The sequence below is a fragment of the Dolichospermum planctonicum genome, assembly GCF_005402965.1.
Taxonomy (GTDB): domain Bacteria; phylum Cyanobacteriota; class Cyanobacteriia; order Cyanobacteriales; family Nostocaceae; genus Dolichospermum; species Dolichospermum planctonicum.
Genome location: NZ_BJCF01000011.1, coordinates 1 through 25517 on the forward strand (window position 1 = coordinate 1; position 25517 = coordinate 25517).

Annotated in this window: 24 protein-coding genes and 1 tRNA gene; 14 read left to right on the plus strand and 11 right to left on the minus strand. The window is 36.6% G+C overall.

The window, feature by feature from the left end; genetic code table 11:
- Window positions 1–461: 461 nt before the first annotated feature.
- The 5 genes from FFO06_RS06890 to FFO06_RS06915 all read right to left on the minus strand — a co-directional run bounded on the left by FFO06_RS06890 (window position 462) and on the right by FFO06_RS06915 (window position 5814).
- Complete coding sequence (locus tag FFO06_RS06890) at window positions 462–3245, minus strand: WD40 domain-containing protein (protein WP_137907373.1); 2784 nt, start codon at window positions 3243–3245, stop codon at window positions 462–464.
- A 59-nt stretch (window positions 3246–3304) separates the two neighbouring features.
- Window positions 3305–3607: a hypothetical protein gene (locus tag FFO06_RS06895; RefSeq protein ID WP_137907374.1), complete on the minus strand. Its 303-nt coding sequence runs from the start codon at window positions 3605–3607 to the stop codon at window positions 3305–3307.
- Window positions 3608–3620: 13 nt separating this feature from the next.
- On the minus strand, window positions 3621–4397 hold the full coding sequence (locus FFO06_RS06900) for a PP2C family serine/threonine-protein phosphatase (protein ID WP_137907375.1): 777 nt from the start codon (window positions 4395–4397) through the stop codon (window positions 3621–3623).
- A gap of 116 nt (window positions 4398–4513) precedes the next feature.
- Window positions 4514–5170, minus strand: a complete 657-nt coding sequence (locus FFO06_RS06905) for a vWA domain-containing protein (RefSeq protein ID WP_137907376.1) — start codon at window positions 5168–5170, stop codon at window positions 4514–4516.
- A gap of 572 nt (window positions 5171–5742) precedes the next feature.
- Window positions 5743–5814 (minus strand) — tRNA-Thr (locus FFO06_RS06915).
- Between the two features lie 238 nt (window positions 5815–6052).
- Here FFO06_RS06915 and argF point away from each other — a divergent pair.
- From argF to FFO06_RS06945, 5 genes are all read left to right on the plus strand, one after another.
- The gene (gene argF / locus FFO06_RS06920; RefSeq protein ID WP_137907377.1) at window positions 6053–6973 is read left to right on the plus strand and encodes an ornithine carbamoyltransferase; all 921 of its coding nucleotides are present in this window, start codon (window positions 6053–6055) and stop codon (window positions 6971–6973) included.
- A 264-nt stretch (window positions 6974–7237) separates the two neighbouring features.
- On the plus strand, window positions 7238–7843 hold the full coding sequence (gene lexA, locus FFO06_RS06930; protein ID WP_137907378.1) for a transcriptional repressor LexA: 606 nt from the start codon (window positions 7238–7240) through the stop codon (window positions 7841–7843).
- A gap of 124 nt (window positions 7844–7967) precedes the next feature.
- Complete coding sequence (locus FFO06_RS06935) at window positions 7968–9449, plus strand: DNA phosphorothioation system restriction enzyme (RefSeq protein WP_137907379.1); 1482 nt, start codon at window positions 7968–7970, stop codon at window positions 9447–9449.
- An 89-nt stretch (window positions 9450–9538) separates the two neighbouring features.
- Window positions 9539–9772 carry a hypothetical protein gene (locus FFO06_RS06940; protein WP_137907380.1) on the plus strand — a complete coding sequence of 78 codons (234 nt, stop codon included), beginning with the start codon at window positions 9539–9541 and terminating at the stop codon, window positions 9770–9772.
- Window positions 9762–10211, plus strand: coding sequence for a type II toxin-antitoxin system VapC family toxin (locus FFO06_RS06945; protein ID WP_137907381.1), 450 nt, complete (start codon window positions 9762–9764; stop codon window positions 10209–10211). Before FFO06_RS06940 ends, FFO06_RS06945 begins: the two co-directional genes overlap by 11 nt.
- 270 nt (window positions 10212–10481) lie before the next feature.
- Here the strand turns inward: FFO06_RS06945 and FFO06_RS06950 are convergent, their stop codons facing one another.
- The 4 genes from FFO06_RS06950 to sufB all read right to left on the minus strand — a co-directional run bounded on the left by FFO06_RS06950 (window position 10482) and on the right by sufB (window position 15529).
- Window positions 10482–11747: a cysteine desulfurase gene (locus tag FFO06_RS06950; protein ID WP_137907382.1), complete on the minus strand. Its 1266-nt coding sequence runs from the start codon at window positions 11745–11747 to the stop codon at window positions 10482–10484.
- A gap of 149 nt (window positions 11748–11896) precedes the next feature.
- The gene (gene sufD / locus FFO06_RS06955; RefSeq protein ID WP_137907383.1) at window positions 11897–13252 is read right to left on the minus strand and encodes a Fe-S cluster assembly protein SufD; all 1356 of its coding nucleotides are present in this window, start codon (window positions 13250–13252) and stop codon (window positions 11897–11899) included.
- Complete coding sequence (gene sufC, locus FFO06_RS06960) at window positions 13252–14037, minus strand: Fe-S cluster assembly ATPase SufC (RefSeq protein WP_137907384.1); 786 nt, start codon at window positions 14035–14037, stop codon at window positions 13252–13254. Before sufC ends, sufD begins: the two co-directional genes overlap by 1 nt.
- 52 nt (window positions 14038–14089) lie before the next feature.
- Window positions 14090–15529 (minus strand): Fe-S cluster assembly protein SufB, encoded by a 1440-nt coding sequence (sufB, locus tag FFO06_RS06965; RefSeq protein WP_137907385.1) that lies wholly within the window; start codon window positions 15527–15529, stop codon window positions 14090–14092.
- A gap of 232 nt (window positions 15530–15761) precedes the next feature.
- Between sufB and sufR the strand changes: the two genes are divergently transcribed.
- From sufR to FFO06_RS06995, 6 genes are all read left to right on the plus strand, one after another.
- Window positions 15762–16439 carry an iron-sulfur cluster biosynthesis transcriptional regulator SufR gene (gene sufR, locus FFO06_RS06970; RefSeq protein ID WP_137907386.1) on the plus strand — a complete coding sequence of 226 codons (678 nt, stop codon included), beginning with the start codon at window positions 15762–15764 and terminating at the stop codon, window positions 16437–16439.
- A gap of 167 nt (window positions 16440–16606) precedes the next feature.
- Entirely contained in the window at window positions 16607–17302 is a 696-nt protein-coding gene (locus tag FFO06_RS06975) for a hypothetical protein (RefSeq protein WP_137907387.1), read from the plus strand.
- Window positions 17303–17351: 49 nt separating this feature from the next.
- A complete protein-coding gene (locus FFO06_RS06980) occupies window positions 17352–17822 on the plus strand; it encodes a hypothetical protein (RefSeq protein ID WP_137907388.1) in 471 nt (156 codons plus the stop codon).
- Window positions 17823–17876: 54 nt separating this feature from the next.
- Window positions 17877–20642 carry a CHAT domain-containing protein gene (locus FFO06_RS06985; RefSeq protein WP_137907389.1) on the plus strand — a complete coding sequence of 922 codons (2766 nt, stop codon included), beginning with the start codon at window positions 17877–17879 and terminating at the stop codon, window positions 20640–20642.
- Window positions 20643–20696: 54 nt separating this feature from the next.
- Entirely contained in the window at window positions 20697–20957 is a 261-nt protein-coding gene (locus FFO06_RS06990; RefSeq protein WP_137907390.1) for an NDH complex assembly factor CRR9, read from the plus strand.
- 386 nt (window positions 20958–21343) lie between these two features.
- Window positions 21344–21898 carry a carbonic anhydrase gene (locus tag FFO06_RS06995; RefSeq protein WP_137907391.1) on the plus strand — a complete coding sequence of 185 codons (555 nt, stop codon included), beginning with the start codon at window positions 21344–21346 and terminating at the stop codon, window positions 21896–21898.
- Window positions 21899–21999: 101 nt separating this feature from the next.
- On the opposite strand, the gene FFO06_RS07000 is transcribed toward FFO06_RS06995, so the two are convergent.
- Window positions 22000–22326, minus strand: coding sequence for a YbjQ family protein (locus FFO06_RS07000; protein ID WP_137907392.1), 327 nt, complete (start codon window positions 22324–22326; stop codon window positions 22000–22002).
- Window positions 22327–22534: 208 nt separating this feature from the next.
- On the opposite strand from FFO06_RS07000, the gene FFO06_RS07005 reads away from it, so the two are divergent.
- Window positions 22535–23209 carry a tetratricopeptide repeat protein gene (locus FFO06_RS07005; RefSeq protein ID WP_137907393.1) on the plus strand — a complete coding sequence of 225 codons (675 nt, stop codon included), beginning with the start codon at window positions 22535–22537 and terminating at the stop codon, window positions 23207–23209.
- Window positions 23210–23659: 450 nt separating this feature from the next.
- Here the strand turns inward: FFO06_RS07005 and FFO06_RS07010 are convergent, their stop codons facing one another.
- Window positions 23660–23809 carry a nicotinate phosphoribosyltransferase gene (locus tag FFO06_RS07010; protein ID WP_137907394.1) on the minus strand — a complete coding sequence of 50 codons (150 nt, stop codon included), beginning with the start codon at window positions 23807–23809 and terminating at the stop codon, window positions 23660–23662.
- A gap of 375 nt (window positions 23810–24184) precedes the next feature.
- On the opposite strand from FFO06_RS07010, the gene FFO06_RS07015 reads away from it, so the two are divergent.
- The gene (locus FFO06_RS07015; RefSeq protein ID WP_137907395.1) at window positions 24185–24784 is read left to right on the plus strand and encodes a nicotinate-nucleotide adenylyltransferase; all 600 of its coding nucleotides are present in this window, start codon (window positions 24185–24187) and stop codon (window positions 24782–24784) included.
- Window positions 24745–25491: an NUDIX hydrolase gene (locus FFO06_RS07020; protein ID WP_137907396.1), complete on the plus strand. Its 747-nt coding sequence runs from the start codon at window positions 24745–24747 to the stop codon at window positions 25489–25491. The genes FFO06_RS07015 and FFO06_RS07020 overlap by 40 nt, the downstream gene beginning before the upstream one ends.
- The last annotated feature ends 26 nt before the right edge of the window (window positions 25492–25517 follow it).

A 25517-nucleotide genomic window follows, 5' to 3' on the forward strand; every position in this document is an offset into this window, starting at 1 on the left:
GGATTAACAGGATGTTTTTGAGAAAATATAGGTTTTTGTGAATGATAGAAAATATATTTTTCTCATAAAATTGTCTGAATCAGGATGTCCAGGATTAGAGGATTAACAGGATGTTTTTGAGAAAATATAGGTTTTTGTGAATGATAGAAAATATATTTTTCTCATAAAATTGTCTGAATCAGGATGTCCAGGATTAGAGGATTAACAGGATGTTTTTGAGAAAATACAAGTTTTTGTGAATGATAGAAAATATATTTTCCTCCAAATCATAAATTATCATCATTAACTATTCACAGAAAATCTACAAATAACAATCCTGTACATCCTTAAATCCTGGTTATTATCTCGACTTCGCTCGATAACCACCTGATTCTGACAACCACCACAAACAATTTCCAAATAATTAATCGGTTTAAACGGTCTATTGACATAGACCATTGCTAATAAAACCTTATTAATGACTACTTTAACCGCCAAATCTTGATAGTCTTGTCCCAACTCCCACTAGCCAGGGATTTACCATCGGGGCTGTATGCTACTGAATTAACCGAACGAGAATGACCTTCAAGAGTTTGCAGTAGCTTCCCCGTTTTTACATTCCACAGTTTGATAGTCTTGTCAAAACTCCCACTAGCCAGAGTTTGACCATCGGGGCCGTATGCTACTGACCAAACCCAGTTAGAATGACCTTCAAGGGTTTGCAGTAGGTTTCCCGTGTTTACATCCCACAGTTTGATAGTCTTGTCACCACTTGCACTAGCAAGGGTTTGACTATCGGGGCTGTATGCTACTGAAGTAACCCCCTCAGAATGACCTTCAAGGGTTTGCAGCAGCTTTCCCGTGTTTACATCCCACAGTTTGATAGTGTTGTCCCTACTCCCACTAGCTACGGTTTGACCATCGGGGCTGTATGCTACTGACCAAACCTGGTTAGAATGATCTTTGAGGGTTTGCAGTAGCTTTCCCGTTTTTACATTCCACAGTTTGATAGTCTTGTCATCAGCACTAGCCAGGGTTTGACCATCGGGGCTGTATGCTACTGAAGAAACAAGGCTAGAATGATCTTTGAGGGTTTTTTCTAAAGAGATACCACTAGGTAAATTTGCAATTGATGTGGGACTTGGTGGATATGAATCATAATAGATTTTAGATAATATCACTAATCCTGGTGTGATTATTGAAAATAATATAGCCATTAAAATTACATATTGACTCTGAAGTGTAGAAACTACTGGTTGTGAAACCTGAGATGGATTTTGCTGGACTGGTGCTTTATTAATAGATGCTACAACCTGCCAAATCTTGATAGTCTTGTCCCAACTCCCACTGGCTAGAGTTTGACCATCGGGGCTGTATGCTACTGAAGTAAAAGAAGAAAAAGACATAATAAAAGAACGATTAGTGAAGGTTTGCAGTAGCTTCCCCGTGTTTACATTCCACAGTTTGATAGTTCCGTCACTACTCCCACTAGCCAGAGTTTGACCGTCAGGGCTGTATGCTACTTTATAATAACCTTCAAGGGTTTGCAGCAGCTTTCCCGTGTTTACATCCCACAGTTTGATAGTGTTGTCCCTACTCCCACTAGCTACGGTTTGACCATCGGGGCTGTATGCTACTGACCAAACCTGGTTAGAATGATCTTTGAGGGTTTGCAGTAGCTCTCCCGTGTTTACATTCCACAGTTTGATAGTCTTGTCACCACTTGCACTAGCAAGGGTTTGACTATCGGGGCTGTATGCTAATGAAGTAACCCCCTCAGAATAACCTTTGAGGGTTTGCAGTAGGTTTCCTGTGTTTACATTCCACAGTTTGATAGTCTTGTCAACACTTGCACTGGCCAGGATTTGACCGTCAGGGCTGTATGCTACTTTATAATAACCTTCAAGGGTTTGCAGTAGCTTTCCTGTTTTTACATTCCACAGTTTGATAGTTCCGTCACTACTCTCACTAGCCAAAGTTTGACCATCGGGGCTGTATGCTACTGACCAAACCCAGTCAGAATGACCTTCAAGGGTTTGCAGTAGCTTTCCCGTGTTTACATTCCACAGTTTAATAGTCTTGTCATAACTCCCACTAGCCAGGGTTTGACCATCGGGGCTGTATGCTACTGAAGAAACCCCGTGAGAATGACCTTTGAGGGTTTGGAGGAGGTTTCCTATGAATTTATTACTATTAACTTGTGGTTGTGATGTTGATTCCACCACAGCAGATGAATTTGCTTTGACAACATGAGGAAAAATATCAACACCAAGATTTGTAGAGCGATCGCACCAATAGCAATTACCAAAGGTTCTACTATAATAATGACTGTCTACTCTGCCACAAATAGTTAAATTATCATTCCCTGTTCTTAAAGCTTCCAACCACTCCCTAGCTGTGGGGCGTAAATTGGGGTAATTATGACCATCATTAAAGCATTTTAGAAAACATTGCTGAATCTCTGGATGGACAATCTCTAGGGGAATTGTTCTTGCTGCTGCTACAATTAAATTATTTGACCCATTCACCCATAAACCCCGACGGATAAGTTCATTAGGTTCTGGAGTTTCTCCTGCACCTGTCCATTTTCCTTGAAAGGGACTATTACCACCAAATAATAATTGATAGATAATTACCCCTAACCGGAATCTATCATGTATTTCCGTTTGCTCAATAATATCAAAATCTTTTCCCATTAGTTCTGGTGGTGTATATCCTTCTGAACCAACTAAACAACGATAAACCTTACTATTGTTGGGATTTTTAACTTGAAAAGAATCTGTATCAATAATTGAAGGTAAAGCCCGATTATTGACTAAAATATTTTGTGGTTTAATATCACCTAAGACATAACCAGCAGCGTGCAGGGCTTCAATAATGGAAACAATATTTAGCGCCGTTGTGTGCAGAAACCGCCAATCAATCTCTAGTTTCAAAGTTTGACGACGACGGGGATTATAAACATCAATAAGTTCTTTTCCATTCTTAATTTCTGGCATTAAAAAGCCCACACAATCACCCTGAGCATTTTTCAAAAGCGACTTAGGCCAAGCAAAAGAAACATGATGAAGATGGGAATTTGGTTCTGTGGGTGGGTGGTCTATCATTACTGCTAATTTTTGCACCCGTTCAGGTGTGGGAGAATGGTATATTTTTGCTAAATAACCATTTTCATTAGTTCGCCAAATTTTGGCTTCACCACTATGAGCAATCTCTTTTAAGAGAGTAATTGATTTTCCTGTACTGGCACAAGTAAGAACTGTCATAGAATTTTAATTAGATTTTAATTAGATGGGTTGAGATAAACATCAAATGGTATTGTTGACTAGGACGGGTTAGAAGCCCATTCCACAATAAATATATAACTCTTGTGGGGTGGGCATCCTGCCCGCCCATCATTTAATTGTCTCTGCGGGTTAGAAGCCCATTCCACAATAAATATATAACTCTTGTGAGGTGGGCATCCTGCCCGCCCATCTTGTTGACTAGGACGGGCTAGAAGCCCATCCCACAATAAATATATAACTCTGGTGAGGTGGGCATCCTGCCGTTGACTAGGACGGGCTAGAAGCCCATCCCACAATAAATATATAACTCTGGTGAGGTGGGCATCCTGCCCGCTCATCATTTAATTATGACTACTAAATCTGATTTTCAAAACAACACAAAAGCAAAGTTTTATCATCATCAGTGCGAGAATTTAACCGCTCAGAATTGAGGAAATCAATTACATATTTTTCATCTTCTTCTGGTTTATCTGTTTCTCGCAAATATTCCTCCAAAGGTTTAAAAAATGGCGCGTGAGGTTGCCAGTCACTCAAGCGAATTGCTACTTTTTCTAATCCATCAGTAGAAGCACAAATAAACTGTTGTTTACCTGAAATTACCTGTACCTGCATTTCCTCCAGGGCATTGGCTGAAGTGACAAAAGTTGTTTCGTTGAAAAATTCCCCCTTATCTGGTTCAAATAATAATTGATATTCTGCATCTTGGCAACGGACTACCATAAAACCATCGCCAATTTGCATGGCTGCAACCCATTCAGGAGTTGCGATAAAAACTAACAGGGTACAAGCTAAATCACTGACGGAATAACCTTTATGATCTGCTTTTTCATTGAATGCCCTAATAACTTCTTTGACAAACTTAGTAAAGACTTCCTGAGATTCTTCTTGATTCAGTGGTTGAGTAAAACCTTGTTGATCAGGAAGTTTGTTAATATCAGCAAAGCATTTAATTACAGTTTTTACTGCCAATTCAGAACCAAAGTGAGAATATTTAGCACTCCCAGCCCCGTCAGCAACTGCGCCGACAATGACATCATCAAAAATGCGATAATGTCCGCAGTCTTGACAAGGTATTTTTTGCCCCTGATGACTTGTTCCCACCGCAGAACGCGCTATAGCTTTCCAACCCACAATTAATAAATCCTTTATATTTTATTAGACTTTATAACCCCTCTGATAAACCTCTCCAGTATTAAATGTTATTCCTTTTCCCTCTCTTCTTAGGAGAGGGTTAGGGAGAGGTTATTTTAACTTGTAATTTGCCCCCACCCTACCGGTGGTAATGCTACAGCTTCCCCTACTTTGCCACTAGAAACCCGTTTCATGGAGGTGGAAAGCCAAACAAATAAAGCCCGAAAATCTAAGCCATTTAGGGTCACTGGTGGACGTTCGGGAGGGGCAATTTGTCGGAGTTTGTGCATATCAGCACCCTGAACAGCAACGGTAAAAAATAACATTCGGCGCTGTGCTTCTTCTTCTCTTACTCTTTGCGCTGCACCTCCCCAATCATCTGTGGGCGCACCATCGGTAATTAAAAATACCCAAGGACGATAATAATGGACACCGTTATCTTTATAAGATTGTTTGCGTTTTTCCAATAGGTCTAAGGCATATTCTATGGCTGCACCCATTGGGGTGACACCATCGGCTTCTAGTTTGGGCGGTGTAAAATGGTCTATGGTGACGAAATCTTGTGTGAGTCGCACCGGTCCAAAGGTGACAATAGCCACTTCTACACTTAAAGAGGCTTGAGCATCTTTCATCACATCTTCTTTAAAGGCTGCTAAACCCCGATTTAACTCCTGGATAGGTTGTCCTGACATTGAGCCAGAGGTGTCAAGCAAAAGAATTACCGGACAACGATTTTCCGGGTTTTCCACAAATTCGGGCATTCCTACTGGCATTTTCGATACTCCTGGTTAATCAAAGTAAGATGCAGAATGTCTAAATTAGATTTTAAAGTTAGATTTTATCAATCATTACATAGCTTAACATGAGTGTTTCTACAGAGTCAATACCCATCATATTATAATCTTGATAAGTAGGTTGGCGTTAAAATGTGAATTGTGCGATCGCCCACCAGAAGGCGGTATTGTTGAAAGAGTAAGGGAATAAATCGCGGAAAAGACTGGTTGTTATCAAATTCTCACTATTGATTCTGATTTCTTGTTTTATAGAATTGATAATCATATAAGCTTTGAGATAATTAAATGATGATGATACAGCAAGTAGCTTTGAGTGAGGTACACTCTGTGCAGGCAAGATGCCCGCACCACAAGAGTTTTATTATTAATATCTGTACTTCATAATACCAGGAACTGCTGTAAATAAATTATGCTGAGAGTTAATCTTAAACTATTCAACGACATTAATTAGCTGCGAAAACTTAGAATCATTAAATTGACTCTGAAAAACAACCACCGCAAAATTAATTTACGAACTGCGACATATAATGTGCGAATTTAAAAAGGAACAAGGCCAGCAGCTGGATTTGAACCTGCGACCTTCCGATTACAAGTCGGATGCACTACCACTGTGCTATGCTGGCGGTTGGTGTTGGCGGGAAGATTTTTTATTCCCTCACCGATTTCACATTATAGCCTCATGTAAATGATTTGTCTAGAGGGTAAACAAAATATTTTTCTGTTTGTCAAAAATAGTCAAAACTAGCGGTCATGTTGTAGATTCATGCAAAAATATTTGGTAAAGTTCAATTTTGTATTCCTCACAACACAGCTAAGTGAAGGCGCGTAAAACCATTTGTTCTTTATGATAGATAATCAGGCATGACAGCATTAATAGGCAGAGATTTATTAAGTTTAGCGGATCTGAGTTCGGGGGAACTACAAGAACTGCTAGAATTGGCTGCTCAACTTAAGTCAGAAAAACTCAAGCTGCATTGTCAAAAGGTCTTGGGGTTGTTATTCTCCAAGGCTTCAACACGCACTAGAGTTAGTTTTACAGTAGCTATGTACCAATTAGGGGGGCAGGTAATTGATCTTCACCCTAATGTAACTCAGGTGAGTCGAGGAGAACCTATCCAGGATACTGCTAGGGTATTAGATCGTTATTTGGATGTTTTAGCAGTTCGCACTTTTGCCCAACAGGAGTTGGAAACTTTTGCTAAATATGCGAAAATTCCGGTGATCAATGCTTTGACAGATTTGGAACATCCTTGTCAAATTCTAGCTGATTTGTTGACTATTCAGGAAAAATTTGGGAGTTTAGCTGGTTTAACCTTAACTTATGTTGGTGATGGTAATAATGTCGCTAATTCCCTGATGTTGGGTTGTGCTTTGGTGGGAATGAATGTGAGAATAGCTTTTCCGTCGGGATATTCTCCAGATGCGGAAATTGTGGAAAAATCCAGAGCGATCGCTAATAATAAAACTGAGGTTTTGTTGACTCATGATCCTGAAGCAGCGGCTAAAGGTGCATCTGTGCTGTATACTGATGTTTGGGCAAGTATGGGACAAGAAACACAGGCCAATAACCGTTTTCCTGTTTTTCAACCCTATCAAATTTCTAAACAGTTATTAAGTCTTGCTGATCCAGAAGCAATTGTTTTACACTGTTTACCGGCACATCGTGGTGAAGAAATTACTGAAGAGGTAATTGAAGGTTCACAGTCACGAGTTTGGGATCAAGCAGAAAATCGTCTACACGCTCAAAAAGCTTTACTAGCCAGTATTCTTGGGGCAAAATAACAGTATTGGTAATGGGTAATGGGTAATGGGTAATGGGTAATGGGTAATGGGTAATGGGTAATGGGTAATGGGTAATGGGTGAAATTATTATTTACTTACTCTTGCCTCTTGCCTCTTGCCTCTTGCCTCTTGCCTCTTGCCTCTTGCCTCTTGCCTCTTGCCTATTATTTACCATGAATTTTTAATAAAAGCTTGTGAAGGGAAGAATTTTGTAGTACCAATGTTCTATGGGCATTTATTTATTATTTACTTCCTGAAAAAACTATGGAACGTCTCACAGAACCGCAAAAAGAACTATACGAATGGTTGGTAGAATATATCAAGTTGAATCAACATTCTCCCTCCATTCGCCAAATGATGCAAGGGATGAATTTGAAATCTCCTGCACCGGTGCAAAGTCGTTTGGAACATTTACGCAATAAGGGCTATATTGGCTGGGACGAAGGTAGAGCTAGAACTCTGCGTATACTTAATCCTGTGAAACAAGGTGTACCAATTTTAGGAACTATTGCCGCAGGTGGTTTGATAGAACCGTTCACAGAGGCGGTGGAAATTATGGATTTAGCTAATTTATCATTACCTCCTAAAAGCTATGCTTTACGGGTCGCTGGGGATAGTATGATTGAAGATTTGATTGCAGATGGTGATGTAGTATTTTTGCGCCCTGTGGCTGAACCGAATCAATTAAAAAATGGGACTATTGTGGCTGCCAGGGTGGAAGGACACGGAACAACTTTAAAACGTTTTTATCGTCATGATGATCTTGTCACTCTCAAACCGGCAAATCCTGATTACAAACCCATAGAAGTTCCCGCAGTGCAAGTGGAGGTACAAGGTTCTTTGGTGGGTATTTGGCGCAATTATAACTAAATTATAACTAAAGGATGTTAGTGGTCAGTAGTCAGTGGCAAATAAGCAAATAAAAATAAGTGACTACTGATGATCACCAATTACCCATTACCAATTACCCATTACCCATTAATTACTCCAGTTTATGTACTTAACGCCAAATCCAGCCCCGAAACTGCTTACTTTTAAACTCAAGTTACCTTATGCGGGGGAGAAAAAAGGCAGTTATCAAGTTAAGCAACCATTACCGGGCTTTCCGAAAATGCCTTTATCTCTGCAATTGCGAGAGTATCAACGTCAAGCTGTGACTAGCTGGTTTACTAATCATGGCAGGGGAACATTAAAAATGGCTACTGGTAGTGGTAAGACTATTACTGCATTAGCGATCGCTTATGAATTATATCAGCAAATTGATTTACAAGTCCTGTTAGTGGTGTGTCCCTATCGTCATCTTGTTACCCAGTGGGGCAGAGAATGTGAGAAATTTAACTTACAGCCGATTTTAGCATTTGATAATTTACGCAGTTGGCAAAGTCAACTTTCCACGGCAATCTATAATTTGTCCTCTGGTTCTCAAAATTTTCTCACAGTAATTACCACTAATTCTACTTTAATTAGTGATGGTTTTCAGACACAACTTAAATATTTTCCGCCAAAAACCTTGATTATTGGTGATGAAGCCCATAATTTAGGATCACGGAAATTAGAGGAAAGTTTACCACGCAATGTGGGTTTACGTTTAGCTTTATCAGCCACACCAGAAAGATATTTTGATGATGATGGAACACAATCTTTATTAGATTATTTTGGTCCAGTTTTGCAACCTGAATTTAATTTACAAGATGCCATTGCTCAAGGTGCATTAGTTCATTATATCTATAATCCGGTGTTAGTAGAATTAACGGAATTTGAAAGTATAGCTTATTTAAAACTAACCAAAAAAATCGGGCGTTCTCTACTGTATAAAGATCGAGATATGGGGGAGACAGGAGATTTTGAAGACAACGAAGATATTAAATCTTTATTAATACAGAGAGCGCGGTTAGTTGGCACAGCAGAAAATAAATTAACAGCTTTACAAGAGTTAATGAAAAATCGGCGAGGAACTACCCATACACTGTTTTATTGTAGTGATGGTTCTCAAGAAATTGGAGAGCGTTATTCTTTGCGTCAACTCAAAGCAGTTGCTCAAATTTTGGGGGGAGAATTAGGTTATAAAGTCAGTACCTATACAGCAAACACTTCATTAGAAGAAAGGGAAATTTTACGTCGTCAATTTGAAAGTGGAGAATTACAGGGTTTAGTTGCAATTCGGTGTTTAGATGAAGGTGTGGATATTCCTGCTATTAAAACCGCAGTAATTTTATCAAGTTCAGGAAATCCCCGTCAATTTATCCAACGTCGGGGACGGGTTTTACGTCCTCACCCTGGTAAGGAACGGGCAACGATTTTTGATATGATTGTTTTACCACCAGATTTGGATAGGGAAACTATTGAGGTGGAACGGAATTTATTAAAGAGGGAATTAAAGAGGTTTGTGGAATTTGCTGATTTAGCGGATAATGCTGGGGAAGCGAGGATGAAGTTATTGGCTTTGCAAAAACGATATGGGTTATTGGATATTTAATTTTGGGGAAATTTATCAATAGTTATTGACTTTATGTACCAGAAAAAGGTAAGATAATGTTTAGTAGATACTGTTGAGGAGAAAAGGTAATGAAAACAATAGAAACAGTTGTGAATGTTACCCCAGAGCGACAAATTACACTCCAATTACCTCCAGATATCCCCGCAGGTGAATATCAAGTAGTTATAGTTCTTAATGAAAGTGGTAAATCAGAGCAATTAGCAGCGAAAAATCAAGCAAAAAGGTTTAAATGTTCAGCTTATCCTGTGGGTTTAGTTGCTGATAATTTCACCTTTCGTAGAGAAGATTTATATGATAGATAAAGCGGTTTTTATAGATACAAATATTCTGATTTATAGCAATTTAGCTTTATCACCATTTCACACACAAGCAATACAAAGATTACAATATTTTGCTGATCAAGATATAGAAATGTGGATTAGTCGGCAAACTTTGCGAGAATATTTATCAGGTATGACAAGACGTAGTGATTTAACTGGAACAATTCCTATTACTTCTTTAGTAGCTGATGTAGAATATTTTAGTAGTTATTTTCATGTTGCTGAAAATACTGCTTTAGTAACTGAAAGATTATTGAAATTAATGACAGAAATCAATATTGGCGGTAAGCAAGTACATGATGCTAATATAGTTGCCACAATGTTAGTTTATGGCATTCCTCGGTTGCTGACCCACAATATAGGCGATTTTGCTAGATTTTCTGAATTAATTACTATCTTACCTTTAGAGAATGAAGATTAAGTTGATAGACTTTATTGACATTTTTTAACTATGCGTATTAACATATAAAATGAATACATAAAAATTGTTAAAGCAAAAGCTTTTCTAACTTTATCTAAAGTAAATTCACTGTATGACATTTGATTTATTCTTTGATTTATTTCTGGAAGTTACCCATGGTAAATTTATTTTTCCATTTTTTCAGCAATTAATTTTTTCTGAAAATCATACTCACAAAATAATTTTAAATTAAATTAATTTAAATAAGGTGGGAAAATACCCACCCTAAATTTATTCATTGAAGACACCAGCAAAAAAGTCCAAAGTCTCTTTTAATGCTTTGATGAAAATATCAATTTCTTCACGAGTATTGTAAAAAGATAAACTAGCCCGCGCAGTTCCCGCTACACCTAAATAACGGTGTAATGGTTGTGTACAATGGTGGCCAGAACGTATGGCTACACCTTCTTGATCTAATAATGTAGATAGATCATTAGCGTGGACACCCTCTACTGTAAAAGCTGCTAGAGCGGCTCTACCTTCGCCTTGAGCATTGGGTTTTGGTCCGTAGATTCTAATTTGGGGTATTTGTGCTAATTGGGTGAATAAATAGGCGGTTAATTCCGATTCATAGCTATGGATTGTATCCATACCAATATTAGTAAGATAATCTATGGCCGCACCAAGTGCGATCGCTTCCCCAATTGCAGGAGTACCGGCTTCAAATTTATGGGGTAATTCTGCGTAGGTAGAATGGTCTAAAAATACCTCTGCAATCATCTCACCACCACCGAAAAATGGCGGCATTACTTCTAGTAATTCTAGCTTACCATATAAAAAGCCGATGCCAGTGGGGGCGCACATTTTATGTCCAGAAGCTACTAACCAATCACAATCAAGTTCTTGGACATTAATGGGAGTATGGGGAACACTTTGACAAGCATCAAGTAAGAACTTTGCACCGAATTTGTGAGCAATTTCAGCGATTTCTTTAACTGGATTTATACAACCCAATGTATTAGAAATATGGACGATAGATACCAGTTTTGTTTTTTGAGAAATCAGGTTTTTAAACTGTTCTAAATCAAAAGTTTCTGCTGGTGTTAATTCCACAAACTTTAATATTGCACCGGTTTTTTCAGCGACAAATTGCCAAGGAACAATATTACTATGGTGTTCCATGACTGAGAGAATAATTTCATCTCCTGGCTGTAAATTGTGCATTCCCCAACTGTAAGCGACTAGGTTAATGGCTTCCGTTGCGTTGCGGGTGTAAACAATTTCTTGGCGTGATTTAGCATTAATGAATTTAGCAATTTTATCACGGGACTCTTCATAAGCATCAGTAGCCTTGCCGCTGAGAAAATGTGCGCCACGATGAACGTTTGAGTTATATTGTTCGTAATAATCACGCCAAGCATTTAAGACTGATACAGGTTTTTGAGAAGTAGCTGCATTATCGAGATAAACCAGGGGTTTACCATGAACTTCCTGATGTAAAATAGGGAAGTCGGAGCGGACTTTATCAGGGAGGGATTTGGTAGAGGTGAAGGTCATATTTAAGGAGTTCAAAATAGTAACTAGAATTTAGGAGTATGGCAGAATTTAAGAAGAACGAACCACGAAGGAGCGAAGGACACGAAGGTAAGAAGTTTTAGAGGGTTTTTTGGTGGGTTTTCCCCACTTTTTGCAGGTGGGGTTTTTGATTATTTATTGGTGAGAATTGTGACTGTTTTTAACAAACTCTCACGCAAAGAAGCAACAGGGATAAAGTTAATAATTTCCGTTGCGAAAGCATTAACTAATAATTTGCGTGCGTCGTTTTCATCAATACCACGACTTTGCAGGTAGAATATTTGATCATCTTCCAATTGACTGACGGTAGCACCGTGAGCGCATTTAACATTATCAGCGGTGATTTCTAACTGAGGTTTGGTGTCAATCCTTGACTTAGATGATAACAGCAAATTGCGATTTAATTGCGATGCGTCCGTTAATTGGGCCAGTTTAGGAACAAATATTTTACCATTAAAGACACCATGAGCGCGATCGCCTATAATGCACTTATGTAATTGTTTACTAACACCATGGGGATAATTTAAAAATAATGCACTATGAGTATCGGCCAACTGATTATCAGCAATTACAGTTAAACCATTCAGGGTTGTTTCTGTTTGTTCACCAGTTTGTAAGATCTCCAAATTATGACGGGAGATTTTACCACCAACCGTCACTGCATTACAATTATAACGACTAGATCTGGCTTGAGTAACAGCAGTTTTACCAATGTGAAAAGCCGCAGCACCTTCCCGCACGACCCTATTGTGAGTAACCTGAGCATTTTCCTGTACCCAGATTTCCGTCACACCATTAGTAAAATAAATCTCCTCCGCTTGTGGAACAGGCATCTTGCCTGTAACATACTCTTCAATTAAACTTACCTGAGAATTACTTTCAGCTACTACTAAAACCCGGGGTTGGGAAATAGTTGCAGACTCACCCGACACAGAAATAAATAATAGATGAATTGGTGTTTCCACCACCACATTTTTAGCAACCCATACCACCGCGACATCATTTAAAGCCGCAGTATTCAAAGCTGTAAAAACCTCTTTAGCACCTTCAGCTTGCGCTAAATATTCCTGAACAACTTCACCAGGTAAAACATCCAAATTACCAACAATTAAGCCAGCAGGTAAATTTTCAGTATTAGATAAATTTGGTGAATAAACACCATTGACAAATACTAACCGCCCAGAAACTTCAGGTAAAACAAAATCATCTTGTAGAGATAGTTCATGAATTGTCCCTACATGAAAACTTACCTGTTTGAGAGGTGACAAATCAGTAAAGCGCCATTCTTCTTCGCGGGTATTGGGAACAACAGAATGACGTACCCAATTAGCAGCGGCTTCGCGTAAATCTTGTAACCAACTATCTGTTTTTGTAGTAGTTACCCGACTTAATAAACCACTTAAAAAAGCGTCTCTATCTAATAAATTTTTTGGTAGAGACGTTTCATGAAACCGCTCTAAATTATCTAAATTAATTGGCATATTCATTATACACCCACTCCCACAACTTCCTCCAGCACCCAATCATAACCGCGAGATTCTAACTCTAACGCTAACTCCTTACCACCACTTTTAATAATTCGTCCTTGTGCCATCACATGAACAAAATCAGGGACAATATAATCAAGAAGACGCTGATAGTGAGTAATCATAATTGTGGCATTTTCGGGACTTGTTAAGCGATTAACCCCATTAGCGACAATTTTGAGAGCGTCAATATCCAAACCAGAATCAGTCTCATCTAAAATTGCTAATTTAGGTTCTAAAATAGCCATTTGTAGGATTTCATTGCGCTTCTTTTCCCCACCGGAAAAACCCTCATTGACACTGCGACTAAGGAAAGAGGAATTCATTTTGACAATATCCAATTTTTCTTGAACTAAATCATCAAAATCGAAAGCGTCAACCTCTTCCAAACCTCTAGATTTCTGACGAGAATTATAAGCAACTCGTAAAAAATCTAAATTACTGACACCGGGAATTTCCAGAGGATATTGAAAAGCTAAAAACACACCACCCCTAGCCCGTTCCTCTGGTGACATTTCCAAAAGATTTTGGTTTTGAAAAACCACTTCACCACCAGTAACAGTATAGGCTGGATGTCCCGCCAAAACCTTAGAAAAAGTGCTTTTCCCCGAACCATTTGGACCCATAATCGCGTGAACTTCTCCAGCGCGAACCTGCAAATTCAACCCCTTTAAAATCGGAGTTCCATCAACATCAGCGGTCAAATCCTGAACCGACAAAATCAAATCACTATTCTCAACAATCATCTTCTCTTCCTCTCTTTCTCTGGGTACTCTGTGCTTGGAGTGGTTCGTTTTCTTAACCCACACTACCTTCTAGTTTCAGACTTAACAACTTATCAGCCTCAACAGCGAACTCCATAGGAAGCTGATTAAAAACATCTTTACAGAAACCGCTAATCATCATTGAGATAGCATCTTCGGCAGAAATACCCCGTTGAGCGAAAAAGAATAATTGGTCTTCACCGATTTTAGAAGTAGAAGCTTCATGTTCAACCTTTCCTGAATTATTCTGAACTTGAATATAAGGAAAAGTATTAGCTTGAGCATTATCACCAATTAACATTGAATCACATTGGGAATAATTTCTCGCACCTTTAGCAGTAGGATTAATCTTTACCAAACCCCGGTAACTATTACTAGATTTACCAGCAGAAATACCTTTAGAAATAATTGTGCTACGGGTATTTTTGCCAATGTGAATCATTTTCGTACCTGTATCAGCTTGCTGCTTATGATTTGTTAATGCAACGGAGTAAAATTCACCGACGGAATTATCACCAACTAAGACGCAACTAGGGTACTTCCAAGTAATAGCTGAACCTGTTTCTACTTGAGTCCAAGATATCTTAGAATTGACACCTTGACACAAACCACGTTTAGTCACAAAGTTGTAAATGCCGCCTTTACCATTTTCGTCACCTGCGTACCAGTTTTGCACGGTAGAATATTTAATTTCTGCATTATCTAAAGCAACCAATTCCACAACGGCGGCGTGTAATTGATTGCTGTCGTACATTGGTGCTGTACAACCTTCTAAATAGGAAACATAACTATCTGCTTCGGCGACAATTAATGTCCGTTCAAATTGTCCTGTATCACCGGAGTTAATGCGGAAATAGGTTGACAATTCCATTGGACATTTTACGCCCTTGGGGATATAAACGAAAGAACCATCACTAAATACCGCTGCATTTAAAGCAGCAAAATAATTATCAGCAATAGGAACAACGCTACCCAAATATTTTTTAATTAGTTCTGGGTGTTCTTGTAAAGCTTCGGAAATAGAGCAAAATATGACACCATCTTCCGCGAGTTTTTCTTTAAATGTAGTCGCCACTGAAACACTATCAAAAATCGCATCAACAGCAACATTAGCTAATCGTTTTTGTTCGGAAAGAGAAATACCCAATTTTTCAAAAGTTTCCAATAAAGTGGGGTCAACTTCATCCAAACTATTGAGTTTTGCTTTCTTTTGTTTCGGTGCGGAATAATAAATAATATCCTGATAATTAATAGGCGGATATTTGACATGAGGCCAAGTTGGTTCTGTCATTTTCAGCCATTGGTGATAGGCGCGGAGGCGATATTCCAGCATAAATTCCGGTTCGTTCTTTTTAGCGGAAATTAGGCGGACGACATCTTCGCTTAACCCACGGGGGATAGTATCAGCTTCAATATCGGTAACAAAGCCGTACTTGTAAGGTTGGTTGACTAAGGTGGTGACAGATGCGCTCATCGGTTCTCTTGTGTTCTCTTTAAAGGATGGGCGACGGGCTGCATGATGCTAATTCCCGTTTTTTATTACCGATTGCTAACAAGACTGCTAGAATAGGCTTAACGACTAAAACAATTCGGCGGTTGTTTAATCTACATTTCATTGTACGATAGATTAACAACAAGAATGTTGTTTAAGTCAAATTTTCTAAAAATTTTATTTTGGGACGTTTGCGAAGCGTCTAGTAGAGAACATGGCGACTACCCAGCAGACCTCAACTAAGCAAGATATCCTAGAGTATCTATTGAAACACTCACAAGCAACGGCTGTTGAATTGGCTGACTTTTTAGATGTCAGTCCCCAAGCTATTCGCCGTCATTTAAAGGATTTAGAGACGGAGAAACTAGTTTTGTATTCGGTATCAGGACAGCCGAGTATGGGGAGACCGCAGCACCTTTATCAACTGAGTCAGCGGGGAAGATCCCGCTTGCAAAAAAACGCTAACCGCTTAAATGATGGTTATGGCGAGTTTGCAATTTCTCTTCTGGACACCTTAGCCGAAACTGTGGGACGTGACCAAGTAAAGTCTATTTTACGGAAACAGTGGGAACGCAAAGCCCAAGAATACCGGGAACGGGTGGGTAATGGTTCTTTGCGGGAACGGGTCGCAACTTTGATAGAGTTGCGAAAGCAGGAAGGTTTTATGGCGGAATTTCACCCTGTGGAGTCAGATGCTAGTGGTGGGGGTGGAGAAAGATTCATTTTTGTGGAACATACCTGCGCTATTTCTGATGTTGCGGAATCTTTTCCCAGTGTTTGTGGTCATGAGTTGGAAATGTTTGCGGCTATTCTCCCAGATTGTACTGTTGAACGGACTCACTGGTTGATTCATGGTGAACATCGTTGTGGTTATTTGGTGCAGAAAAGGTAGGTAGCGGTTATTTGTATGCTTCTATACCTACCAGGAAATCAATTTCCGGGCTAATAGCTAAAGTACGTTAAAACGTACTCTGGTTAACTAAATAAATTGTTACTTTACAAAAGTATTAAAAATATATAAACTAAATAAAAAATTGTATTATTTTTCAGGTATATATTTTGCATCCACAACAGATTAGGGAAAAACTAAAATCATTAATTGAGGAAGCCTCAAGCATAGATCCCAATTTAGCAATTAAGTTAAACCAGATTAACAACTGGATTAAAGATGTGAAACCTGGTACACTGATGTCTAAACGTTTTGTTCTTTTGTTTTTACAACAATTTATTCGAGATGCAGAAATTAGACTTGATATAAAACGTTTAACTTCTGAAGCAGAAAGACAAGACTTTTATGAATCAATGACACCTCCTGAAAAATACTGGTATGGTGAATTGTTTCCTAGATGGTTAAGTAAAAATGACCCCAAATTTTATATTTGGAGAAAAAAATTAATGTCTGGTGAGTTCAATCAGGAGGATGAAAAATTAATTAATTTGATTGCTGATGTGATTAAACGGAATGGTGGTCAAGTCTTACAACGCTATATTATAGACTTATCTATGGCAAGTGATATAATGGTTAGTAGTATTCAAGAACAACCCCTTTGTATTCAACTGACTAGCCAATCTCAAGAATTTACACAAACAAAATCTGATGATTGGGAAGATACTTTAATTTCTTGGGGAATAGAGAGAGGATTATTTTTAAGTTTTAATCCTGGTGAAAGTGATTTTATCAATCAGATAGTTAATTTAGCACTAGATAAGAGTGATAATCTGAACAATGGTATTTATCAAAAAATAAATTTATAGTGTTTCGTTAGTTTGATTATGTATAGCAAAAATTCTCACAGAGGTAATTATGATTAACCAAGAAATTACAAAAGAAAGTCAAAAAAGACTAGAACAGTTTTTACAGCATTTAAAATCAGCCCGTCAATTAGAAGATGATATCAGAAAATATGGGTTAGAAGCGGCTGATTTATATTTTGAAGATATAGATAGTGATTGGTTGGAAACTTGGGGGGATGATGACAATGAACCGGGTTATATTGAGAAAATGACTACTTTCTTAGAAAGTGATGATGTAGTTGCGGTGGAGGTAAGAAAACATTTACAGAATAAATCTCATGATGAAATTATTGGTGGTTTGGAATATTGTTTGAGTCAATTAACAAAGAAGGATCGGATTTTTGCAGCTAAGGATTTTTTAGTTGGTGATGTTGTTGTTAATGGAAGTTGTCGCGCTTCTAGTAATAGTGATATTGATGAGGTTGAGTTGTTGGAATTAGCGGAAGATTTGATGGAGAAGTTGAGGGAGATTTTAGGGTAATGATTATATTTGACCAAATAAAAATATACTGGATTAGGTAATATAAAATTAATCATGATAAAAGAACCTATAGATTTTTTGTTGGAAGTGTTAGTAACAACTTCGCAAAGTTTTGGTGATAAAAATATTGTTTATCCTTTACTGACAGCTAATGTCGACAAACTAGATTTGAATTTTTCTGACTTATTACGCCGTTTCGCTAAAAATTATTTTGGTAAAGAACCTTTGAGTAAATCACAACCCGTAGCAGCAGCTATCGGTGATTTTGGTACACTAGTTGGACAGTTTACTCAAGGAAATATATCTAATAATTTAGAAATTGCTATTGCTTGTTTTGAGGTTATTGAAATTATCTTTACCCGTAAATATTTTCCAAGAGAGTGGGCTACATCTAAACTTAATTTAGGTAATGCTTATCTAGCTAAAAGATATGGTGATACTTCAGAGAATTTGGAAAATGCAAGATTGGCTTATGAGAATGCTTTAAAAATTTACTCTGTTCAAGAGTTTCCTATAGAGTGGGCAGAAACTCAAACAAATTTAGTAGTTTTATATTCTAAAATGAGTAGAGTTACAAAAAAAAGGACATATCTTTATAAAAAATTAGAAATATTAAATTCAAATTGTAAAAGTGCTTTAACTATTTTTAAGCAAAATAATTTATTGGAGAAATGGGCAATTCTAAGAGATACTATGGCATCTGCTTACTGTGATGTTCCGAATGAGTATGGTGAAAGAAATTGGGAATTAGCAATAAATATTTATTATGAAATATTAGAAGTTATAAACAAAAAAACTCTTCCTGAACAATGGGCAAATACTCAAATGAATTTGGGTATTGCATATAATAAAAGAATTCAGGGATATAAAGAAGATAATTTAAAATTGGCAGTCAAAGCATTTGAAAATTCTTTAAATTTTTATACTTTTGAAAATTACCCATTTGAATATATTATACTTCAAAATAACTTAGGTAATGTTTTCCGTGATCAAGGTTTAGTAAAAAGAGCAATAAATTGTTACAGATCAGTATTAGAAATTAATACACCTAAAGTTTATCCTATTGACGCAAAAATAGCTGCTCGTAACCTTGGAAATACTGCTTTTAAATCAAGACTATGGACAGAAGCAATAGAAGGTTATAGTATTGCCATTGAAGCATTAGAAACTAGCCGCACTTGGATAAAATCAGAATCACGTCGTCAAGAGATTTTAGAAGACTCTATAAACATTTATCAAAACATAGTACAGGCATACATCAATAATAAACAAATAGATAAAGCCTTTGAATACTCTGAACGATCTCGTTCTCAACGTCTGGTAGAATTAATGGCAAGTTCTCACCTCTTCCAAGGTGAAAATATATCGCCAAAAGTCCAAGATTTATTACAAAAATACGAAGAATTACAACAACAAATTGATATAGAACGCCAAAATTATCAATCAAAAAATAACCGCAGTGAAACCCGCGCTATTTGGCAAATATACAATGAAAAAATAGCATTATTAGAAACAGCAAAACAAGAAATTTGGGAACAACTCAGAAAAGAAGATCCCATTTTAGCAGGTGAAATTGAAGTTAAACCTCTGAGTTTATCAGAAGTTCAGCAATTAATTGATCATCCTAAAACTGCTATTCTAAGTTTCTACACCACCAACTCTGACACCCATATTTTTATCATTACCCAAAACTCAATTTATCTCCATACTTGTACAGGTGAAGGTTTAGAAACACTACAAAACTGGATTGCACAAAATTGGTTATTAAATTATATCCATAATTATCAGAAATGGCAAAATGACATGGAACATTTTCTCCATGAACTTGCTGAAAGATTACAATTATCAAAAATCATCAATCAATATCTTCAAGACATAGAAGAATTAATTATAGAACCTCATTTATTGTTACATCAAATACCTTTTGCTGCTTTACCTACAGGAGAATATGAGGACTATTTAGTAGATATATTTTTAATTCGTTATACTCCCAGTTGTCAAATTTTAGATTTTTGTCATCAAAACCAAAACAAGAAACTCCTAAATTTAGATATTCAAGATTTACAATATGGAACTGTAGAAGATGCAACAGATGATCTACATTGTGCTAGGTGGGAAGGTGAACAAATTGCTGAAATGTATAATATTCCAACAGAAAAAAGATTGATAGGTAGTAGTCAAACTACAGTTCAGAATTACCGAAAATTAGCTGAACAGGTGCAAATTCTCCACTCTTGTCACCATGCTGAATCTTGTTTATATAATCCTTTAGAATCTCAGTTAAAATTAGGTAATGGTAGTATTACTTTAGGTCAATTAATGTCTCCTAGTTGGCGTTTATCTCATATTTTAGATGTGTTTCTTTCTTGTTGCGAAACTAATTTAGATAACCCAGATATAACTGATAATTTACTAACGCTTTCTACAGGGTTTTTATGTGCTGGTGCGATCAGTGTAATTAGTTCTTTATGGAAGGTTGATGATTTAGCAACTGCGTTATTGTCTATTTTTTACTATCAACACAGACAAGAAGGTAAAAATCGTCCAGAAGCACTAAAAGAAGCACAAATTAAATTGCGGGAATTAAGAAAAGCAGATTTAAAAGAAATGTCGCAAGCAGCAGAAAACCAGCGTAAACAAGCTAGAAATCAGAAAAAACAATACCCAGAAGATTCAAAAGAATATTTAGAGTGCGATCGCCAATATCAAAAATATGCAAAAATATCAATAGCAATTGATAACATCCAAAAATCAAAAGGAGAATTGCCTTTTGCACATCCCCGCTATTGGTCGGCTTTTATTGCTCAGGGATTACAATAATATGATTTAATGGTAGAAAGCCAATTTCTCGATTAAACAGAATTTTGAATTTTTATGGATATCACCCCTAATCAATCATCAACTCAATTTTTATCTGCTGAAGAATCTGCTCAAGTTGACGCGGCTTTGTTGTCTTCTCCTGAGAAGTTTTTAACTAGATTGACTATTTCTTCTTTGCGGATTTTACAACATATTGCTCAAGAATATGATGTTTCTATTGAGGAACTGACGACAAAGCAAATTATTACCTGGTTTGAAACTGATTCTAAAGTTAGAAGAGAAAAAGGAATTGAGGAAGCATTTTTGAAGTGGTAAATTGTGGTATTTAGAAGTCCCTGACCTGCTTTTGCTGTAATCTTGCCACTGTTCAACGCCAATATAAAGTATTGGGGGTTGACAATTGATATGAAATTTGCTATAGTGAATCCGATAAGGAAGAACTATCTTGTAATAAATACCGTAGGAAATCGCGTATTTGGTAGACAGCGATGTTTTGGAGAGCAAAATTAAACCTTACTAACAAGTAAATAACACATACTGCGTGTATCAACTAACTTTGTATAAGAGTTGATTCGTCAAATTGTTTTGAAACAACTACAGATGCTATTTACTCTATCTCTCCTCAGATTATCGAATGTTCGCAACCAGGGGCAACTGATTTAAAATCAAAAGAATTGACAGAATTAAATGATTAATAAAACATGAAAAAAACTATCAATCAATGTCTTTGTTGTTCTAGTCGTCGTCATTTTCTTAGCTCTTTCCTTCCCGCAGCCGTGGCCTTTACTGTTTTGCAATCAGCCACACCAGCTAAAGCGGAAGTTAATCAAGCTCAAGCTTTAGTTATTAGTTGTATTGACTTTCGGTTTTTGAGAGCAGAATACTCTTTTTTAAATAATAAAAATTTAACTGATAAATATGATTTGACAGCTTTAGCAGGGGCTTCTCTAGCTTTAACAGGATTCCCCCACAAATCTGATGCTCAAGCATTTTGGGATCAATTAGATATCTCCTATAAACTCCATCATATCCACAAAGTTATAATTATTGATCATCAGGATTGTGGGGCTTATGCAATGATGATTGATCCTAATTTAAGTAAAGATCCTCAACGGGAGTTACAAATACATACAGATTATTTAAATCAAGCTTATTCATCAATTCGCAATCACTATCCTGATCTTCAAGTTGAACTGTATTTTGCAACTCTCAATCAAAGAGAATTTCAACAAATTTTCCCAAAACTTGAAAAATGAAACATTAAAAATTGTCAAATCAAAAATTATTAACCGCAAGGGTTGTTTACTCTTTCTTTGGTCATAAATTGCTACAAAATCAGCAAAATATTAACGAAATACTAACGAATTTTTACGGCTGTTCCTGTGGCCGTAATTACTAATAAAACACCAGATTGATCAACATTAATTGTGCCTGTATCAACTGCAATACCAACAATCGCATCCGCGCCTAAACGTTGCGCCCTTTGTTCTAATTCTTCCATTGCTTTGCGTTGTCCTTCTTCAAAGAGACGCTCATAGCTACCAGTGCGGCCACCGACAATATCCCGAATACTCGCTAAAAAATCCCGCAGGAAATTGCTACCATATACAACTTCTGCTGTCACAATACCTAAGTATGACTGAATTACAGCACCTTGAATAACGTCAGTAGTAGTTAAAATCATAGATTTATTTAAACATTATTTATGAGTACGGATGGGTTAAAGTCTTAATCTATTGCTATAATGCCGAAAATGTCAAGTGATTTTAAGAAAAGACTATTATATAATAATATATATTATGTAAATATGAATAAATAGAGATTACAAAAATAAATATTTTTGTTTTAATGTATGAATAAGAACAATTGAAGAAAATCTAAGGAAATTGACTGTGTACAAAAAAACATCATTTGTCTTAACTGTCTTATTATTGGGATGTTTCTTCACTAGCACACCTGTAGTGGCCAAAGTTGATCTATTATTAGCACAAGCTGACAATGCAGAGTTGAAAAGCTTGATAGAAGACGGAAAAAGACTTGTAGATAATAAAGATTATAGTGGAGCGATCGCTGTTTATCAACAAGCGGCAAAATTAGATCCCCGAAATGCGAGAATTCATGCTGGTATTGGCTACTTATATACTCAAATAGGAAATTTTCCCTCAGCTTTAAATGCTTATCGTCAGGCTATTGCTATTAATCCCAATAACAGCGATTTTTATTATGCTGTGGGTTACATTAAAAGTGCTACAAAGGATATTACTGGAGCTAAAGAAGCTTATCGTCGTTCCATTCAACTTAATCGTAATAATATTAACGCCTATTTAGGTTTGGGCGTTACTCAGGCAATATTAGGCGATTTTGAATCTGCTATGTGGGCATATCAAAAAGCACTAGAACTCAATCAAAATAACCCCCGCACTTATGAGTTAATGGCAGGAATGTTTAAAAAGAAGGGTCAAAATAGCCAAGCAACTAGCGCTTTACGAAAAGCTTTAAGTTTATATCGTCTTAGCAATGATCTAGATAGTGTTAATAGAGTGGAAGGAATGTTAGGAGAAATGTAATTTCTAGGTTTTGAATCCCCAATTTATAATTAATTTAATTTATAATTAATGATTAATTTGGGGATTTATTGACGTTAATTGACGTTAATTGACTAATTAGCCAGGAAATATTTTAAGTAAATCATTTCATGGTTCTAGTAATCCTAATCCAATTAATAGAACTTGAATTTATCTAGATAATTCTACATCATTAGCTGATCTGATGTATTTTGAGATTGCCAATTGTCTGGCTCTATTTGAGCTTAACCAAGTTTCAATATATACACAGAAATCCACAGATTACTAGAATCTTTGTTTTTTTTTAAGGAATTACGGTAAAATACTTAAAAACAGGTGACAGGGATCTCCTCTTCCTTAAACAGGGTAAAACCAAGGTAAGATAGATTGTACCTGACCTTGGTTAATATCAATGATGATCGTCGTAGATTGTAACTTTTATCAAATCAAAAGCTACCAAGCCGCTCTACCTCTCTTATACATACTACCGGTAAAAGGCTGTACCCCAATCACAGGATAAGCGTCATTGGCAGGGGTAAAAATCCGCATAAAGGCTTCAGAAATAAACTGAGCCATATTAGTAAGCATTCTGGAAATAGCCATAATCTTATAGCCTCTTTTTTTCAGTTTTTTAATCTGCGATGCTTACATTATAATACCGCCATTATTTATTTGCTCCTATTCTCCATATATCTATACTTAACACAATATTTTTTCAGATAACTTTGCAATACTTTATAATCATGATTTTGATTTACTCCTAATTGTAACCGAAAATTTATAATTAGGCATTTTGGGGTGAAAATAATAGTTTTTACTATTAATAAATGTGAATTATTCGTAAAATTATAGATAATTCCCCTTGTAAATATAGGATTTTAGGGAATTTGTCACCATTCATTAACTAGGGCTTGACATTATTTATAGTAAATATTACCATAAACTAAAGAGACATTCTAGCAACATCCTGAAAGTATCATGAAAATTGCTTTATTTGGTACAAGTGCTGATCCACCGACTGCGGGACATTTAGTAATTCTTAAATGGTTATCTGAACATTATGATTGGGTAGCTGTTTGGGCTGCGGATAATCCTCTAAAATCGCAACAAACGCTTTTATCTCATCGTGCGGTCATGTTAGAATTGTTAATTAAAGATATTAATGTTTCTAGAAAAAATATTGCTTTAGAACAAGATTTGAGCAGTTGGAGAACCTTAGAAACTGTAGAAAAAGCCAAATTAAAGTGGGGTGAACATATTGAATATACTTTAGTAATTGGTGCTGATTTAGTAAATCAATTATCACGCTGGTATCATATTCAAGATTTATTACAGCAAGTGCAGCTACTAATAATTCCCAGACCAGGATATATCATAGATAATTCAAGTTTAGAAAATGTTAAACAAATGGGAGGAAAAATTGCCATTGCTAATTTAATTGGTTTAGATGTTTCCTCTACCGCTTTTCGTGAACAAGGAGATATTAATACTCTCACACCTCCCGTAGTTGCCTATATTCATCAACAGCATTTATACAAATGCCAATACATCACCAAAAAAAGATTTTCCACCCCATAAATCAACAACCTTTAGCTGAATTTAAAGTTGGTGTTGATAATGTGATTTTTTCTGTAAATACTGCCCAAAATCAGTTATTAGTTCTTTTGGTTATAGGAAAACAAGAATCATGTTTAAATTATTGGACTCTTCCCGGTACTTTAGTTAGGCAAGGAGAATCTTTAGAAGATGCTGCCTATCGTATCATGGCTGAGAAAATAAAAGTAAATAATCTTTATTTAGAACAGCTTTATACTTTTAGCAGTCCTAGACCTGAACCTAGAGAAGAAATTGCTAGTTATGGAGTTCGTTATTTATCAGTTAGTTACTTTGCCTTAGTACGATTTGAAGAAGCAGAATTAATTGCTGATAAAGTCGCTGGTATTGCTTGGTATCCTCTGCAAAAATTGCCACAGTTAGCATTTGATCATAATGAAATTATTACCTATGGACATAGAAGATTAAAAAATAAATTAGAATATAGTCCTGTAGCTTTTGAGGTATTACCAGAAACCTTCACTCTCAACGATTTATATCAACTATATACCACAGTTTTAGGAGAAAACTTTGCCGATTATTCTAATTTCCGAGCGCGGTTACTCAAACTAGGTTTTTTATCAGATACTGGCATTAAGGTCTCACGAGGTGCGGGAAGACCTGCGAGTTTATATAAATTTAACCAAGCAGCATTTGCACCGTTTAAAGATAAACCTTTAGTATTTATTTAATGAAGAAAGGAGGTAGAAATGATTAA